Annotated in this window: 21 protein-coding genes; 18 read left to right on the forward strand and 3 right to left on the reverse strand. The window is 41.8% G+C overall.

The features are described 5' to 3' along the window. Positions 1-8 precede the first annotated feature (8 nt). From H5162_RS18885 to H5162_RS18895, 3 genes are all read right to left on the reverse strand, one after another. The gene (locus H5162_RS18885; protein WP_145241931.1) at positions 9-1,172 is read right to left on the reverse strand and encodes a hypothetical protein; all 1,164 of its coding nucleotides are present in this window, start codon (positions 1,170-1,172) and stop codon (positions 9-11) included. 148 nt (positions 1,173-1,320) lie between these two features. Next, the gene (locus H5162_RS18890) at positions 1,321-1,521 is read right to left on the reverse strand and encodes a helix-turn-helix transcriptional regulator (protein ID WP_145241929.1); all 201 of its coding nucleotides are present in this window, start codon (positions 1,519-1,521) and stop codon (positions 1,321-1,323) included. 8 nt (positions 1,522-1,529) lie between these two features. After that, positions 1,530-1,949, reverse strand: coding sequence for a hypothetical protein (locus H5162_RS18895; RefSeq protein ID WP_145241927.1), 420 nt, complete (start codon positions 1,947-1,949; stop codon positions 1,530-1,532). 238 nt (positions 1,950-2,187) lie between these two features. Between H5162_RS18895 and H5162_RS18900 the strand changes: the two genes are divergently transcribed. The 18 genes from H5162_RS18900 to rplQ all read left to right on the forward strand — a co-directional run bounded on the left by H5162_RS18900 (position 2,188) and on the right by rplQ (position 12,884). Beyond that, a complete protein-coding gene (locus H5162_RS18900) occupies positions 2,188-4,128 on the forward strand; it encodes an AsmA family protein (RefSeq protein ID WP_182758461.1) in 1,941 nt (646 codons plus the stop codon). 277 nt (positions 4,129-4,405) lie between these two features. Beyond that, positions 4,406-4,774, forward strand: coding sequence for a 50S ribosomal protein L14 (gene rplN / locus H5162_RS18905; protein WP_011329449.1), 369 nt, complete (start codon positions 4,406-4,408; stop codon positions 4,772-4,774). 10 nt (positions 4,775-4,784) lie between these two features. Continuing rightward, positions 4,785-5,099: a 50S ribosomal protein L24 gene (gene rplX / locus H5162_RS18910; protein WP_016710194.1), complete on the forward strand. Its 315-nt coding sequence runs from the start codon at positions 4,785-4,787 to the stop codon at positions 5,097-5,099. Between the two features lie 16 nt (positions 5,100-5,115). Further along, positions 5,116-5,655: a 50S ribosomal protein L5 gene (gene rplE / locus H5162_RS18915; protein ID WP_016710195.1), complete on the forward strand. Its 540-nt coding sequence runs from the start codon at positions 5,116-5,118 to the stop codon at positions 5,653-5,655. Between the two features lie 10 nt (positions 5,656-5,665). Further along, positions 5,666-5,971: a 30S ribosomal protein S14 gene (gene rpsN, locus H5162_RS18920; protein WP_058562128.1), complete on the forward strand. Its 306-nt coding sequence runs from the start codon at positions 5,666-5,668 to the stop codon at positions 5,969-5,971. A 21-nt stretch (positions 5,972-5,992) separates the two neighbouring features. Further along, positions 5,993-6,385 (forward strand): 30S ribosomal protein S8, encoded by a 393-nt coding sequence (gene rpsH, locus H5162_RS18925; protein ID WP_145241923.1) that lies wholly within the window; start codon positions 5,993-5,995, stop codon positions 6,383-6,385. A gap of 13 nt (positions 6,386-6,398) precedes the next feature. Next, positions 6,399-6,932: a 50S ribosomal protein L6 gene (gene rplF / locus H5162_RS18930; RefSeq protein ID WP_145241920.1), complete on the forward strand. Its 534-nt coding sequence runs from the start codon at positions 6,399-6,401 to the stop codon at positions 6,930-6,932. Positions 6,933-6,941: 9 nt separating this feature from the next. Beyond that, entirely contained in the window at positions 6,942-7,292 is a 351-nt protein-coding gene (gene rplR, locus H5162_RS18935; RefSeq protein ID WP_008115388.1) for a 50S ribosomal protein L18, read from the forward strand. A 9-nt stretch (positions 7,293-7,301) separates the two neighbouring features. Continuing rightward, a complete protein-coding gene (gene rpsE, locus H5162_RS18940; protein ID WP_002959485.1) occupies positions 7,302-7,808 on the forward strand; it encodes a 30S ribosomal protein S5 in 507 nt (168 codons plus the stop codon). Between the two features lie 3 nt (positions 7,809-7,811). Continuing rightward, the gene (rpmD, locus tag H5162_RS18945; protein WP_016710201.1) at positions 7,812-7,994 is read left to right on the forward strand and encodes a 50S ribosomal protein L30; all 183 of its coding nucleotides are present in this window, start codon (positions 7,812-7,814) and stop codon (positions 7,992-7,994) included. Positions 7,995-7,999: 5 nt separating this feature from the next. Further along, positions 8,000-8,434: a 50S ribosomal protein L15 gene (gene rplO, locus H5162_RS18950; RefSeq protein WP_064668467.1), complete on the forward strand. Its 435-nt coding sequence runs from the start codon at positions 8,000-8,002 to the stop codon at positions 8,432-8,434. Between the two features lie 10 nt (positions 8,435-8,444). After that, positions 8,445-9,773: a preprotein translocase subunit SecY gene (secY, locus tag H5162_RS18955; RefSeq protein ID WP_145241918.1), complete on the forward strand. Its 1,329-nt coding sequence runs from the start codon at positions 8,445-8,447 to the stop codon at positions 9,771-9,773. Positions 9,774-9,795: 22 nt separating this feature from the next. Continuing rightward, complete coding sequence (gene rpmJ / locus H5162_RS18960; protein WP_002959476.1) at positions 9,796-9,909, forward strand: 50S ribosomal protein L36; 114 nt, start codon at positions 9,796-9,798, stop codon at positions 9,907-9,909. Positions 9,910-10,034: 125 nt separating this feature from the next. Continuing rightward, positions 10,035-10,391, forward strand: a complete 357-nt coding sequence (rpsM, locus tag H5162_RS18965; RefSeq protein ID WP_145241916.1) for a 30S ribosomal protein S13 — start codon at positions 10,035-10,037, stop codon at positions 10,389-10,391. Positions 10,392-10,403: 12 nt separating this feature from the next. After that, positions 10,404-10,790, forward strand: a complete 387-nt coding sequence (gene rpsK, locus H5162_RS18970) for a 30S ribosomal protein S11 (RefSeq protein WP_002959471.1) — start codon at positions 10,404-10,406, stop codon at positions 10,788-10,790. 21 nt (positions 10,791-10,811) lie between these two features. Beyond that, positions 10,812-11,432 (forward strand): 30S ribosomal protein S4, encoded by a 621-nt coding sequence (gene rpsD, locus H5162_RS18975; protein WP_016710205.1) that lies wholly within the window; start codon positions 10,812-10,814, stop codon positions 11,430-11,432. Positions 11,433-11,456: 24 nt separating this feature from the next. Beyond that, positions 11,457-12,443: a DNA-directed RNA polymerase subunit alpha gene (locus tag H5162_RS18980; RefSeq protein ID WP_145241913.1), complete on the forward strand. Its 987-nt coding sequence runs from the start codon at positions 11,457-11,459 to the stop codon at positions 12,441-12,443. 39 nt (positions 12,444-12,482) lie between these two features. Next, on the forward strand, positions 12,483-12,884 hold the full coding sequence (rplQ, locus tag H5162_RS18985) for a 50S ribosomal protein L17 (RefSeq protein WP_016710207.1): 402 nt from the start codon (positions 12,483-12,485) through the stop codon (positions 12,882-12,884). The last annotated feature ends 809 nt before the right edge of the window (positions 12,885-13,693 follow it).

Raw genomic sequence — 13,693 nt, forward strand, 5'->3', positions numbered from 1 at the left:
ACTGTGGTTTAACCAAAAATAGTACGCATTAGGCTGATTGTTTCGTTCACGCCACGGCCTTTTTGTACTTCGCTGATAATTGAATCACGCTTTGCGCGAATATGCTCAGGCATATCGTCAGCAGCAAGTGCGCGATCAACAAGTATTTCAGCAGACTCTTTACCACGACGCACTTTTCTAGTGCCAGTGGTTGTTGTACGCTTTGGTTTACTCAATAACTTGATGTAGTTAGAGTTTTCAGGCGTGTTTTTGTCTGCGTGATAGAAAAAGCACGGAATTAACGCTTTGATTGCAACAAGTTGTTGATCCAGCTCGCTGTCACCACTTGCCATTTTAAACCAAGACATACCATGAACTGCTTGGACAATATCCTGCCAATAACGCGCAAAGTCACGATTATTTAATTTAGTAATAGCCAATGCTGAACAAAGTGCATCTAAACGGGTGTTATTAATTGGTGTAAAAACATCTGGGCGGCGCATTGCTAATAGACGAGTTGCCGGTGCAAGCGTTGGCTTTTCATTGCTATCAGTAAAGGCTTTTAAATATTTGACCACAAATTCTTGGTAATCAGCTTCAGTTACTTCACCTTCTAAAGGTATATGTGCTAATGCTTCATCAAATAATGCAGGCAGGTCGGCAAGCATTTGATGAAAAGCTTTGGCGCTTTTAGTAGAGCTAAACCATTCAACATCAAAATTATAACTACTTGGATCCAGTGCAGAAGTATGTTTGCCACTAAATGCTAATAAATCTTCAGGGATCATCTCTTTCAGTGATTGCTCGCGAATACCAGCTATATAGTTGGCAAGGCGTAACTGTTCATCAAGGGCTAACACATCTTTATGTTGCTCTATAAATACACTAACTACAGGCCAAGGCGCTACGCGTAATGTTTTCAATTGTAAGAAGCTAATTGCTGAAACTAATAAGTCATTAAGCTTTTTTAAAATTGGTAATTGATTGGTTTCGAGTAAGTCATGATTAATACGGTCACGGCTAGCATTAAGTAGTTCATAGCACCAACCTAAGAAGTCTTCAGGATGATTTTCTATTTTCACCGCCATCAGGTTTAAGCTGATTTCAGAAGCCTGCTTTAGAATATTTTGATAAATATGGCCTTCTTGTTCGCCTAATGCCATTTGTGAAGGTGAAATGAGCAATTTTTTCATGCCTGATGGTACTCCGGTTAAATACATTTTTCAGTTGTTTAATTTTAGCGCAAAACGTCTTAAAACAACAGGGCTGTGCATCATACCGGAGAATACAGGGGATGCAATCTTGATAAGTTAAATCTGCACAAGATTGCATTTAAAGGGGTTAATCTGCTTCTTCAAGTGAAAATAACTGCTCCACAGTAGTTTCAAACTGCCGAGCTATCTTCAATGCAATGATCACTGAAGGTGTAAAGCGTGATGTTTCGACCGTGCTGATTGTTTTGCGTGAAACGGCGATAGCATCGGCTAGCTCTTGCTGTGAAAGCCCAGCGGCTTTGCGAAATTCAGCTATATGGTTTTGCACATTATCTCCTAATCACGGCTTTGCCAAAAAATTGAAAAGCCATATACCAAACTCATAACAGCTAAGTAAAAGGTGGCCATGGTACTGTGTGTTACATCAACAGCAAGGTTATCTGAAGCTAAATATATCGCCCCCATGCTAAACAGCAGAGCGAGTACAACATGTTTATAGGCTATCGTGTCTATAGTATTTAAATACTCATCTTTATAAGTCAGGCGGTAACTTAATTTCCATGTAAAGCCACCTCTGATCACAAACATAAAAAATGAACCAAGAAAAGCAGCACTTCCTAAAAACAGCAGCGGTGCTGATGTGTGATTAAGCATGGGGTAAACGCTAATAATTAGTAAGGTTATACCCATGAAGATCGAAAACCATGCGTTTTGGTTCATAAATTTTTCTTCGGTTTTAATATCTTGTTGTTTCATAAAGTCCATCCTGTGAAAGTGTTAATTTATATTTTTGTAACCTACAGGTATCAATGTAACCTTGGGGTATCATTTGGTCAAGTTGTTTTTTGTAACCTAAAGGTATCAAAATATTTCAGTCACAATTCATATATTCAATGTAGAATGCAGGGAATAGCATTTTTATTCGTTGCACAATGATTTTAATGCTAACTCCCGCTATGATAAGAACATTATTTGCACATTTGAAAGGACCATCATGAAGACCTTATTTAAAGTTATTGGTGTCATATTATTATTGCTTGTTGCTTTAATTATTGCTGCACCGTTTTTAATTCCAACCGATGCCATTTTTAATAAAGTCTCTGAGCAGGTTGAGCAAACCACAGGGCGTACTTTAACTATTAAAGGCGATAAAACATTATCCGTTTTTCCTTCTTTGAAGCTTGAACTTGAAGATGTGCATTTTGCCAATATGAAAACTGGCTCACGTGCAGATATGGCAAGCATGCAGCAACTTGCAGTTCATATTCCTTGGTTTTCGCTATTTGGTGGTGAACTTAAACTAGAAAAGTTTGTGATCAATGAACCAAACATTCTGCTTGAAACAGATAAAAATGGTAAAGCTAACTGGCAGTTATTTGATGCAGTAGCTACGAAACCTGAGCAGCAAACTCAAGCAGGTGAGGCAGTCAAACTACCTGAAAACTTTGATATTCAATTAGGTGAAGTAGCTATATATGGTGGGTCGTTTACTTATTTAGATGGTCAAACGGGAGCTAAACAGCAAATTAGCGATTTAGAATTAGCTATTTTACTGCCTTCACTGCATAAATCACTCGAAGTCAAAGGTGGGATCACTTATATGCAAGAGCGCTTTGAGCTTGATGTAACAGTTGATAACCCAGCTAAAGCAATAGAAGGTGATACATTTAATGTGACAACTGATGTCACTTCAAAGTTGGTTGATGTTGAGTTTAAAGGCTTAATAGCCGGTCAAGGTAAAGATATTCAAGGTCAATTAGCGCTCAGTGGTGATTCAGTAAAAGACATTGCTAAATGGCAGGGAGTCGAGCTGAACGCTAAAGAAAGCGCCTTTAATGCATTTAGTGTTAGCGGCAAAATGCGTATGCAAGGTGATAAGTTCAACCTAGCTGAATTAGTCGCCACTCTTGATGCATTAGAGATCAAAGGAAAAAGCGAGCTTAATTTAGGTAAGCGTTTAGCCGTTAATGCTGACATCGATTTAGGTATGCTGGACTTAAATCCTTACTTACCTGAGGTGGTAGCGCCAGCAGATAAACCAGAACCTAAAAGTGACGAGCCAGCCAAACCAATTGTATGGGATGACACAAAAATGGATTTAAGTGGCTTAAATGCCTTAGATGCGAATGTGGTGATCCGTTCAAGTGGCTTAAAAGCAAATGAAATCAAACTTGGTGCTAATCAATTCACTGTAAACCTTAACAAAGGCGTAGCAAAGATCAGCCTAGATAAGTTTGCCGCCTACGAAGGTAATGGTAAAGGCACAGTAACGGTTAATGCGAAACAAGCTCCTTACAAAATCAGCACCAACTTCTCGTTAGATAAAATAGATGCACAACCATTGCTAACAGATGCCGCTGGCTTCGATAAGCTAATGGGCAAAGGCTCACTCAATTGGGACTTAGCAACATCAGGTCAGAGCCAAAAAGACTTTATGAGTGCCCTACAGGGTAAACTAGCATTTGAATTTGCCGATGGTGCAGTAAAAGGCGCCAACATTGCTGAAATGGTTCGCAAAGGCAAAGAGCTAATTAAGGGTAACTTTGGTGCAATATCACAAGGACTAGATACTGGCTTTGATAATTCCCAGCAAACCGACTTCTCTGCGCTAACGGGTAGCTTTAACTTTACCAATGGCGTAGGTAAAAACACAGATCTGAGTTTGTTAAGTCCATTAGTACGTATTAGTGGTGAAGGGGATGTTAATCTACCAGCAACGACAGTTAACTACCGCTTAGTGACAGGCATAGTCGATTCTCTCGAAGGACAGGGTACCCAAGATGACAGTACCGGCTTTAAAATTCCAGTGCGAATCAAAGGACCATTTCATGATGTTGGCATCAGCTTAGATGTAAGCAAAGCGGCAGAAGATGAAGTAAAAGAAAAAGCGAAAGATAAAATTAAAGATAAGTTAAAAGGTTTGTTTGGCAAATAATGCCGATTTTATTCGGTGATAAAACAATCAGGGCATAAAATTGCCCTGATTGTTTTATAATCAATGCTAAAATAGCAAAATATGTTTCATCGACAAAACAACCATCCTCGTTATTCTAAATTAATTAAAAAATAACCTACCACTACCCCCGCAATGCTGATACAATTGCCCGCCCTTGGGAGACAACTAGATTGTTTTTTGAGTGGTTTTTAACCTAAATGTCTTGATTTTAAACAAATTTAAGACAGTTGTAATAACTACACCGGAGGTCATTAACATGATCCAAATGCAAACTCAGCTGGAAGTTGCTGATAACAGCGGCGCTCGCAAAGTGCAGTGTATTAAAGTCTTAGGCGGTTCGCACCGTCGTTATGCAGCGATTGGTGACATCATTAAAGTTTCTGTTAAAGAAGCGATTCCTCGCGGTAAAGTGAAGAAAGGTGATGTTAAAAACGCGGTAGTTGTGCGTACTAAGAAAGGCGTTCGTCGTCCAGATGGTTCTTTGATCCGTTTTGACAGCAATGCGGCTGTTATCTTAAATGATAACTTGCAGCCAATTGGTACACGTATTTTCGGCCCTGTGACTCGCGAACTTCGTAATGATAAGTTCATGAAAATCGTTTCACTAGCCCCAGAAGTACTGTAAGGAGTCAATCATGGCAGCAAAAATCCGTCGTGATGACGAAGTAATCGTTCTAGCAGGTAAAGACAAAGGTAAGCGCGGCAAAGTGCTTTCAGTTGTTACCGAGTCTGGTCGAGTATTTGTCGAAGGCATTAACTTAATCAAGAAGCACCAAAAGCCGGTTCCACAATTGAACCAGCCAGGTGGTATTGTTGAGAAAGAAGCGTCTATTGACGTATCAAACGTTGCGATCTTCAACTCGGAAACGAGTAAAGCAGATCGTGTAGGTTTCAAGATTGAAGATGGTAAGAAATTACGTATCTTTAAATCTACTGGTAAAACTATCTAATAGTTGGAGTAGAATGATGGCGAAACTGCATGAAGTATATAAAGACAAAGTAGTTGCTGAACTTCAAGAGAAGTTTGGTTTCAGCTCTGTCATGCAAGTCCCTCAGATCGAAAAGATCACATTGAATATGGGCGTGGGCGAAGCCCTAGCTGACAAGAAAATTCTAGACAACGCTGTTGCGGATCTAGAAGCAATCGCTGGTCAGAAGCCACTCATTACTAAAGCACGCAAATCTGTTGCTGGCTTTAAAGTACGTGAAGGCTACCCAATTGGTTGTAAAGTAACCCTACGCGGCGAGCGTATGTGGGACTTTTTTGAGCGTTTGGTTTCAATCGCTATCCCACGTATCCGTGACTTCCGTGGTGTAAGTGCTAAGTCTTTTGATGGACGTGGTAACTACAGCATGGGCGTACGTGAACAAATCATCTTCCCAGAAATTGATTATGATAAAGTAGACCGCGTACGCGGTATGGATATCACAATCACTACATCTGCGAAAACAGATGAGGAAGGCCGTGCGTTGTTAGAAGCGTTTAACTTCCCATTCAAGAAATAAGGGTAGGGTTATGGCAAAGAATTCTATGAAAGCGCGCGAAGCAAAGCGCACGAAATTAGTTGCTCAGTTCGCTGAAAAGCGCGCAGCACTAAAAGCTATCATCAGTGATGTGAAAACATCTGACGATGATCGTTGGGACGCGGTACTTAAGCTACAAGCTTTACCACGTGATTCTAGCCCTGCACGTCAACGTAATCGTTGTAACATTACGGGCCGCCCACATGGTTACCTTCGCAAATTCGGCATGAGCCGTATTAAAGTTCGCGAAGCAGCTATGCGCGGTGAAATTCCTGGCCTTAAAAAGGCTAGCTGGTAATAGAATCACGGGAGTAAGACTATGAGCTTGCAAGATCCTATCGCGGATTTGTTTACACGAATTCGTAACGGTCAGTCAGCGAAAAAAGTATCTGTAACGATGCCTAATTCAAAGCTGAAAGTAGCATTAGCTAAAGTATTAAAAGATGAAGGTTATATCGTTGATTTCACAATCAGCGGTGATGTTAAACCTGAGCTTTCTATCGAGTTGAAATACTTCGAAGGCAAAGCTGTTATTGAAAATATCCAGCGTGTTAGCCGCCCTGGTTTACGTATCTATAAGAGACGTGACGAATTACCAAAGGTAATGGGTGGTCTAGGTATCGCTATCGTATCAACTTCTAAAGGCCTAATGACAGACCGCGCCGCACGTAGTGCTGGTGTTGGTGGTGAAATCATTGGTTTTGTAGCTTAATCGGAGGGGAACTATGTCTCGCATAGCAAAGGCACCAATTAATGTTCCTGCCGGTGTAGAAGTTACATTAAAAGGCCAGGACATCACAGTTAAAGGCAAAAACGGCGAATTAACGCGTACTATCAACTCTGCAGTTGAAGTACAACTTAACGACAACGTTATTACAACTTTACCTCGTGAAGGCGTAGCCAATGCATGGGCACAAGCAGGTACTGCTCGCGCTCTAATCAACAATATGATTGTTGGTACGCATGAAGGTTACGAGAAGAAACTTCAGTTAGTAGGCGTTGGTTACCGTGCTGCAGCTAAGGGTAAAACATTAGATTTAACTCTTGGTTTCTCACACCCAGTTAATTTCGCAGTTCCTGAAGGAATTACGATTGAAACTCCAAGCCAAACAGAAGTTCTAGTTAAGGGCGTAGATAAGCAGTTAGTTGGTCAAACAGCTGCTAACATTCGTGCATACCGTAAACCTGAGCCTTATAAAGGTAAAGGTGTTCGTTATTCAGATGAGAATGTACGCCGTAAAGAGGCTAAGAAGAAGTAAGGTAAGACGATGGATAAAAAAACAGCTCGTCTACGTCGTGCTAAACGCACTCGTAGAAATTATATTGAACAAGGCACAACGCGTCTTGTTATCCACCGCACGCCACGTCACATTTACGCTCAAGTTGTAAACGCTGAGGGTAATGTACTGGCTGCTGCTTCTACTGTTGAGAAAGCTATTAGCGAAACAGTTAAAGGCACAGGCAACGTTGCAGCTGCGCAAGCAGTTGGTAAAGCGGTTGCTGAACGTGCGGCTGACAAAGGCATCGAAAAGATTGCTTTTGATCGCAGTGGCTTTAAATATCACGGCCGTGTGAAGGCGCTAGCAGATGCTGCGCGTGAAGCCGGTTTGCAATTCTAGGAGTAGACAATGGCTAACGTAGAAGCAAAGCAACAACAGCCTGATCTAGCTGAAAAGCTAATCGCGGTGAACCGTGTGTCTAAAGTAGTTAAAGGTGGTCGTATCTTTAGCTTCACTGCACTAACTGTAGTTGGTGACGGCGCAGGTAAAGTAGGTTTCGGTTATGGTAAAGCACGTGAAGTTCCAGCTGCTATTCAAAAAGCAATGGAAAAAGCACGTCGTAACATGATCAACGTAGACCTAAATGGCAACACATTACAGCATCCTGTTAAAGGACGTCATGCTGGCTCTCTTGTGTTTATGAAACCAGCATCTGAAGGTACTGGTATCATCGCAGGTGGTGCTATGCGTGCAGTACTAGAAGTTACTGGTGTGCAGAACGTACTTTCTAAATGTTACGGTTCTACTAACCCGATCAACGTTGTACGTGCAACGATCTCAGCTCTTGAGAATATGAATTCTCCTCAGTCGATCGCTGCAAAACGTGGTCTTCGAGTAGACGAGATTCTGGGGTAAACCATGGCTAATAAAACTGTAAAAGTAACACAAGTAAAGAGCTCTATCGGTCGTTTACCGAAACATAAAGCTACATTACGCGGTCTTGGTTTACGTCGTATCAATCACACTGTTGAGTTAGAAGACACAGCATGTGTACGTGGTATGATCAACCAAGTTTCATACATGGTTAAGGTTGAGGGGTAATTCGAATGCATTTGAATACACTTTCTCCTGCTGCAGGTTCTAAATCTGCTGGTAAACGTGTTGGTCGTGGTATCGGTTCTGGTCTAGGTAAGACTGGTGGCCGTGGTCACAAAGGTCAAAAGTCACGTTCTGGCGGTAAAGTACGCGTTGGTTTTGAAGGCGGTCAAATGCCTATGCAACGTCGTCTACCTAAGTTTGGTTTCACTTCTCGCAAATCTTTAGTATCTGCAGAAATAAACCTATACGAGATCGCTAAAGTTGAAGGCGATGTGGTAGACCTAGGTACGCTACAGGCAGCTGGTCTAGTTAAAAAGAACGTTCTGTTCGTTAAAGTTGTTAAATCTGGCGAAGTTTCACGCGCTGTTACCGTTAAAGGCCTTAAAGCCTCTAAAGGTGCTCGCGAAGCTATCGAAGCCGCCGGAGGCAAGGTAGAAGACTAAGGAAGTACTAATGGCTAAACCAGGTCAAGATACACAAAGTGCACAAAGTGGGCTTTCGGAATTGAAACGTCGATTACTATTCGTATTGGGCGCTATCATTATTTACCGTCTAGGTTCATTTGTGCCAATCCCTGGGATTGACGCCGCTGTACTTGCCGATTTCTTCGAGCAACAAAAGGGCACCATTGTTGAAATGTTCAACATGTTCAGCGGTGGTGCGCTTGAGCGCGCTTCGGTGTTAGCACTGGGTATAATGCCTTACATCACAGCTTCAATTATTACGCAACTATTAACGCATATGTATCCTCCGTTTATAGAGCTTAAGAAAGAAGGTGAACAAGGTCGTAAGAAAATTAGCCAGTACACACGCTACGGCACGCTCTTGCTTGCTACTATCCAATCGATCGGTATTGCCACAAGCTTACCGGGTATGATGGACGGGTTAGTTGTTAACCCAGGTCTCGGTTTCTACTTCACCGCAGTGGTGAGTTTAGTAACTGGTACTATGTTCCTGATGTGGTTGGGCGAGCAAATAACTGAACGTGGTATCGGTAACGGTATCTCAGTTCTAATATTTGTTGGTATTGTAGCTAACCTGCCGTCTGCTATTGGTTCGACAGCCGAAATGGCGCGCCAAGGTGATTTACATGTTTTAGCACTGTTATTGATTGCGGTAATCGTATTCGCTGTTACTTATCTTGTAGTGTTCTTTGAACGTGGACAACGTCGTATCGTCGTTAACTACGCAAAGCGCCAACAAGGTCGTCAAGTATTTGCTGCCCAAAGCACGCATTTACCACTAAAAGTAAACATGGCGGGTGTTATTCCACCAATCTTTGCTAGCAGTATAATTCTGTTCCCTGGTACTATTGCCAGCTGGTTCGGCCAGGGTGAAGGTCCTGTCGCTGATGTGCTACAAGCGATTGCTACAACGTTGACTCCAGGTCAGCCTTTGTATGCAATAGTTTTAGCTGCGGCTATTATCTTCTTCTGCTTTTTCTACACAGCGTTGGTTTTTAACCCACGTGAAACAGCAGATAACCTGAAAAAATCTGGCGCATTTATCCCAGGTATTCGTCCAGGCGAGCAGACATCGAAATACATTGATAAAGTGATGACACGCCTGACATTGGCAGGTGCTTTGTATATAACCTTTATCTGTCTGGTGCCCGAATTCATGACCATGGCATGGCAAACGCCATTCTACTTCGGCGGTACATCAATTTTGATTATCGTTGTTGTGATCATGGACTTTATGGCACAAGTACAGACTCATATGATGTCTCATCAATATGATTCTGTGCTGAAAAAAGCGAACCTTAAAGGCTACGGTCGATAAGGTCAGTTTACGGAGTTGAGCAATGAAAGTACGTGCTTCCGTTAAGAAAATATGCCGTAACTGTAAAGTTATTAAACGTGCCGGTGTTGTACGTGTAATTTGCAGTGAGCCTAAGCATAAGCAAAGGCAAGGTTAATTTATAAGTCGTGCAGGCTGAGGTTTCTCGGCCTGTGTTTTCAGTTGTGATTTGGTCTTCGTTTGAGTATCCTTACGGGCTCTTCAAACAGATGATAACCGAATTCAAATATAGGAGATGTGTTAGTGGCCCGTATCGCTGGCATTAACGTCCCTGATCATAAACATGCAGTTATTGGTTTAACAGCTATTTATGGCATAGGTAAGACTCGCTCTAAGGCTATCTTAGTAGCGACTGGTATCGCCGAAACCACAAAAATCGGTGAACTTTCAGACGAAACACTTGACGTATTGCGTGAAGCAGTTGGCAAGTACACTGTAGAAGGTGATCTTCGTCGTGAAGTTACTTTGAATATCAAGCGCCTTATGGACCTTGGTTGTTACCGTGGCCTACGTCACCGTCGCTCTTTACCACTACGTGGTCAAAGAACAAAGACTAACGCGCGTACCCGTAAGGGTCCTCGTAAGCCTATTAAGCGATAAGGGGATAGTATTATGGCTAAGACACCAATTCGTCGTAAAAAGGTTAAAAAGCAAGTTGCTGATGGTATGGCTCATGTTCATGCTTCTTTCAACAACACTATTGTTACAATTACCGACCGTCAAGGTAATGCACTATCATGGGCTACTGCCGGTGGTTCAGGTTTCCGTGGTTCACGTAAATCTACACCATTCGCTGCTCAGGTTGCTGCAGAGCGTGCAGGTACTGCTGCTCAAGAATACGGTTTAAAAAATCTAGAAGTTTTCATCAAAGGTCCAGGTCCAGGTCGTGAATCTGCTGTACGTGCTTTGAATGCTGCTGGTTACCGTATCACCAACATTACTGACGTGACGCCAATACCACACAATGGTTGTCGTCCACCGAAGAAACGTCGCGTTTAACAATAGGTTAGGAGAAATAACATGGCAAGATATTTGGGCCCTAAGCTCAAGCTGAGTCGTCGTGAAGGTACTGACCTGTTCCTTAAGAGCGGCGTAAGAGCTATCGACTCTAAGTGTAAACTTGAGACTGCACCTGGTCAGCACGGCGCTCGTAAAGGTCGCTTATCTGATTACGGTTTACAATTACGTGAAAAGCAAAAAGTACGTCGTATCTACGGTGTATTAGAAAAGCAATTCCGTAACTACTACAAAGAAGCTGCTCGCCTTAAGGGCAACACAGGTGAAAACTTGTTACAGCTTTTAGAGCAACGTTTAGACAATGTTGTATACCGCATGGGTTTTGCAAGCACACGTGCTGAAGCACGTCAGTTAGTAAGCCACAAAGCGGTTTTAGTTAATGGTCGTGTAGTGAACATTCCTTCATTCGTAATTACTCCAGAAGATGTAGTAGTTATCCGTGAAAAGTCTAAGACACAAGCTCGTATCATCGCTGCTCTAGAACTAGCCGAGCAACGTGAAAAACCGACTTGGGTTGAAGTTGACGGTAAGAAAATGGAAGGTAATTTCAAACGCCTACCAGAGCGTTCAGACCTGTCTGCGGACATCAATGAACAACTAATCGTCGAACTTTACTCTAAGTAAAGTTAAGAGTTAAGAGAGGATAAAATGCAGGGTTCTGTTACAGAATTTCTAAAACCAAGGTTAGTCGATATCGACGCTATTAACCCAACTCGTTCTAAAGTAGTTTTAGAGCCATTAGAGCGTGGCTTCGGTCATACTCTTGGGAATGCCTTACGCCGTATACTTCTTTCGTCAATGCCAGGATGTGCAGTAACCGAAGTTGAAATCGACGGTGTGTTGCACGAATACAGCGCGAAAGAAGGCGTACAAGAAGACATCATTGAAATTCTGTTAAATCTTAAAGGTCTAGCAGTTACTTTGGAAGGTAAAGATGAAGTTTTTCTTACCCTGACTAAGTCTGGTGTAGGCCCTGTGACTGCGGCTGATATTCAGCACGACGGCGATGTAACCATTGCCAACCCAGATCATATTATTTGTCATTTAACGGCAGATAATAGTGCGATCAGCATGCGAATTCGTGTTGAACGTGGTCGTGGGTATGTGCCGGCATCTAGCCGTTTATCCTCTGATGACGATGAGCGTCCAATTGGTAGATTGTTGCTTGATGCATCATTTAGCCCAGTTGAACGTATTGCGTACTCGGTTGAATCAGCACGTGTTGAACAACGTACAGACTTAGACAAGTTAATCATTGATATGGAAACAAACGGCACTATAGATCCAGAAGAAGCGATCCGCCGTGCGTCGACTATCTTAGCTGAGCAGCTAGAAGCATTCGTAGACTTACGTGATGTTACTGAGCCAGAAGAGAAAGAAGAGAAGCCAGAATTCGATCCTATTCTACTTCGTCCAGTTGATGATCTTGAACTAACAGTGCGTTCAGCAAACTGTTTGAAAGCCGAGCAAATTCAATATATCGGTGATTTAGTTCAGCGCACAGAAGTCGAGCTTCTTAAAACGCCTAACTTAGGCAAGAAGTCTCTGACTGAAATTAAAGACGTGCTAGCTTCACGTGGTCTATCTCTAGGTATGCGCCTAGAAAATTGGCCACCTGCAAGCCTAGCTGAATAATCTAAATCACTATATTAGTTTAGTTAGAAGGATAGGGTCATGCGCCATCGTAAGAGTGGTCGTCAATTAAACCGTAACAGCAGCCATCGTAAAGCGATGTTCAGCAATATGGCAGGTTCTTTGGTGAAACATGAAATCATCAAAACTACTTTGCCAAAAGCGAAAGAGTTACGTCGTGTAATTGAACCTTTAATCACACTGGCTAAGACTGACAGTGTAGCAAATCGCCGTTTAGCGTTTGCTCGCACGCGTGATAAAGAAGTAGTTGGTAAGTTGTTCAGTGAAATCGGTCCTCGCAATACAGACCGTCCAGGTGGTTACACTCGTATTATTAAGTGTGGCTTCCGTGCTGGTGACAATGCACCAATGGCTTATATTGAACTAGTAGGTCGCACATCTGCGAACGAAGAAGTTCAAGAAGACGCGCAGTCTGCTGAGTAAGTCTTAAAGACACCAAAAAGCCGAGCATAAGCTCGGCTTTTTAATATCTAAAATTTGGCAAAAAATAATATCGCTATCAGTATCCCTGTATATAGTGCAAGATCTCAACTATACCATTATCAAACCAACATCTTTGTAAGCCACTAAGCGTCACTAGAATCTACTTCCCTTAATAACCATTTGTTATTCAACTAGCTTGTTAATTTAAATTTCATGGTCGGTAATAACATTTATAGCTTTGAAAGTTATCTTGCTACTGAATATGTAGCTGTATAAATCTATAGAGTCTACTTTTATCTATGATTTAAATGCGTGATAACTGCGACTGTCAGTGTTTGACCCTCATAAGTTATTAACAATATACATAGGTAAAGATTATAAACTTAGGTCATTTGATCAAAATATTGATCATTTCAGTAGTGGATCGTTTTTTCGATTAAAGATTGAATCTGGGTTTCTTCATTTAACTTACACTTATATAGTTAAAAACAGTCTAGTTTAGTGTTGTTTTTGAGCGTTTAGCTTAAATACTCAGCGAACAGTGTTTTATTTTAAGTTTTCTTCAAAAAAAGGTTGATCTGTTTTTGGATCTCCCTATAATGCGACCCCACTGAGACGGCAGACAGCAACGCTTAGCGAGGCAAGAGTTAATCAGTTAGTCGAGTAAAACTTGAGTTTGGATTTTTAAGAAAGTTTAAAATTAAGTGTTGACAAAAAAATAGGAAAGCGTAATATGCGCAGCCCTAGCGAGATAAAGTTTAACTTTAACCGCAACGTTCTTTAACAATATAAAGCAATCATCTGTGTGG

Source organism: Pseudoalteromonas sp. SR41-8 (assembly GCF_014163915.1).
In the GTDB taxonomy this organism is placed as follows: Bacteria; Pseudomonadota; Gammaproteobacteria; order Enterobacterales; family Alteromonadaceae; genus Pseudoalteromonas; species Pseudoalteromonas rhizosphaerae.

Excerpts from the sequence above, each read along its gene's own strand:
- rplE (WP_016710195.1), top strand. The coding sequence starts at position 5,116 with ATGGCGAAACTGCATGAAGTATATAAAGACAAAGTAGTTGCTGAACTT.
- rpmD (WP_016710201.1), top strand. The coding sequence starts at position 7,812 with ATGGCTAATAAAACTGTAAAAGTAACACAAGTAAAGAGCTCTATCGGT.
- rplQ (WP_016710207.1), top strand. The coding sequence starts at position 12,483 with ATGCGCCATCGTAAGAGTGGTCGTCAATTAAACCGTAACAGCAGCCAT.
- rplX (WP_016710194.1), top strand. The coding sequence starts at position 4,785 with ATGGCAGCAAAAATCCGTCGTGATGACGAAGTAATCGTTCTAGCAGGT.
- rplF (WP_145241920.1), top strand. The coding sequence starts at position 6,399 with ATGTCTCGCATAGCAAAGGCACCAATTAATGTTCCTGCCGGTGTAGAA.
- rpsD (WP_016710205.1), top strand. The coding sequence starts at position 10,812 with ATGGCAAGATATTTGGGCCCTAAGCTCAAGCTGAGTCGTCGTGAAGGT.
- H5162_RS18895 (WP_145241927.1), bottom strand. The coding sequence starts at position 1,949 with ATGAAACAACAAGATATTAAAACCGAAGAAAAATTTATGAACCAAAAC.
- rplR (WP_008115388.1), top strand. The coding sequence starts at position 6,942 with ATGGATAAAAAAACAGCTCGTCTACGTCGTGCTAAACGCACTCGTAGA.
- rpsK (WP_002959471.1), top strand. The coding sequence starts at position 10,404 with ATGGCTAAGACACCAATTCGTCGTAAAAAGGTTAAAAAGCAAGTTGCT.
- rplN (WP_011329449.1), top strand. The coding sequence starts at position 4,406 with ATGATCCAAATGCAAACTCAGCTGGAAGTTGCTGATAACAGCGGCGCT.
- secY (WP_145241918.1), top strand. The coding sequence starts at position 8,445 with ATGGCTAAACCAGGTCAAGATACACAAAGTGCACAAAGTGGGCTTTCG.
- H5162_RS18900 (WP_182758461.1), top strand. The coding sequence starts at position 2,188 with ATGAAGACCTTATTTAAAGTTATTGGTGTCATATTATTATTGCTTGTT.
- H5162_RS18885 (WP_145241931.1), bottom strand. The coding sequence starts at position 1,172 with ATGAAAAAATTGCTCATTTCACCTTCACAAATGGCATTAGGCGAACAA.
- rpsN (WP_058562128.1), top strand. The coding sequence starts at position 5,666 with ATGGCAAAGAATTCTATGAAAGCGCGCGAAGCAAAGCGCACGAAATTA.
- rpsH (WP_145241923.1), top strand. The coding sequence starts at position 5,993 with ATGAGCTTGCAAGATCCTATCGCGGATTTGTTTACACGAATTCGTAAC.
- rpmJ (WP_002959476.1), top strand. The coding sequence starts at position 9,796 with ATGAAAGTACGTGCTTCCGTTAAGAAAATATGCCGTAACTGTAAAGTT.
- H5162_RS18980 (WP_145241913.1), top strand. The coding sequence starts at position 11,457 with ATGCAGGGTTCTGTTACAGAATTTCTAAAACCAAGGTTAGTCGATATC.
- rpsE (WP_002959485.1), top strand. The coding sequence starts at position 7,302 with ATGGCTAACGTAGAAGCAAAGCAACAACAGCCTGATCTAGCTGAAAAG.
- rplO (WP_064668467.1), top strand. The coding sequence starts at position 8,000 with ATGCATTTGAATACACTTTCTCCTGCTGCAGGTTCTAAATCTGCTGGT.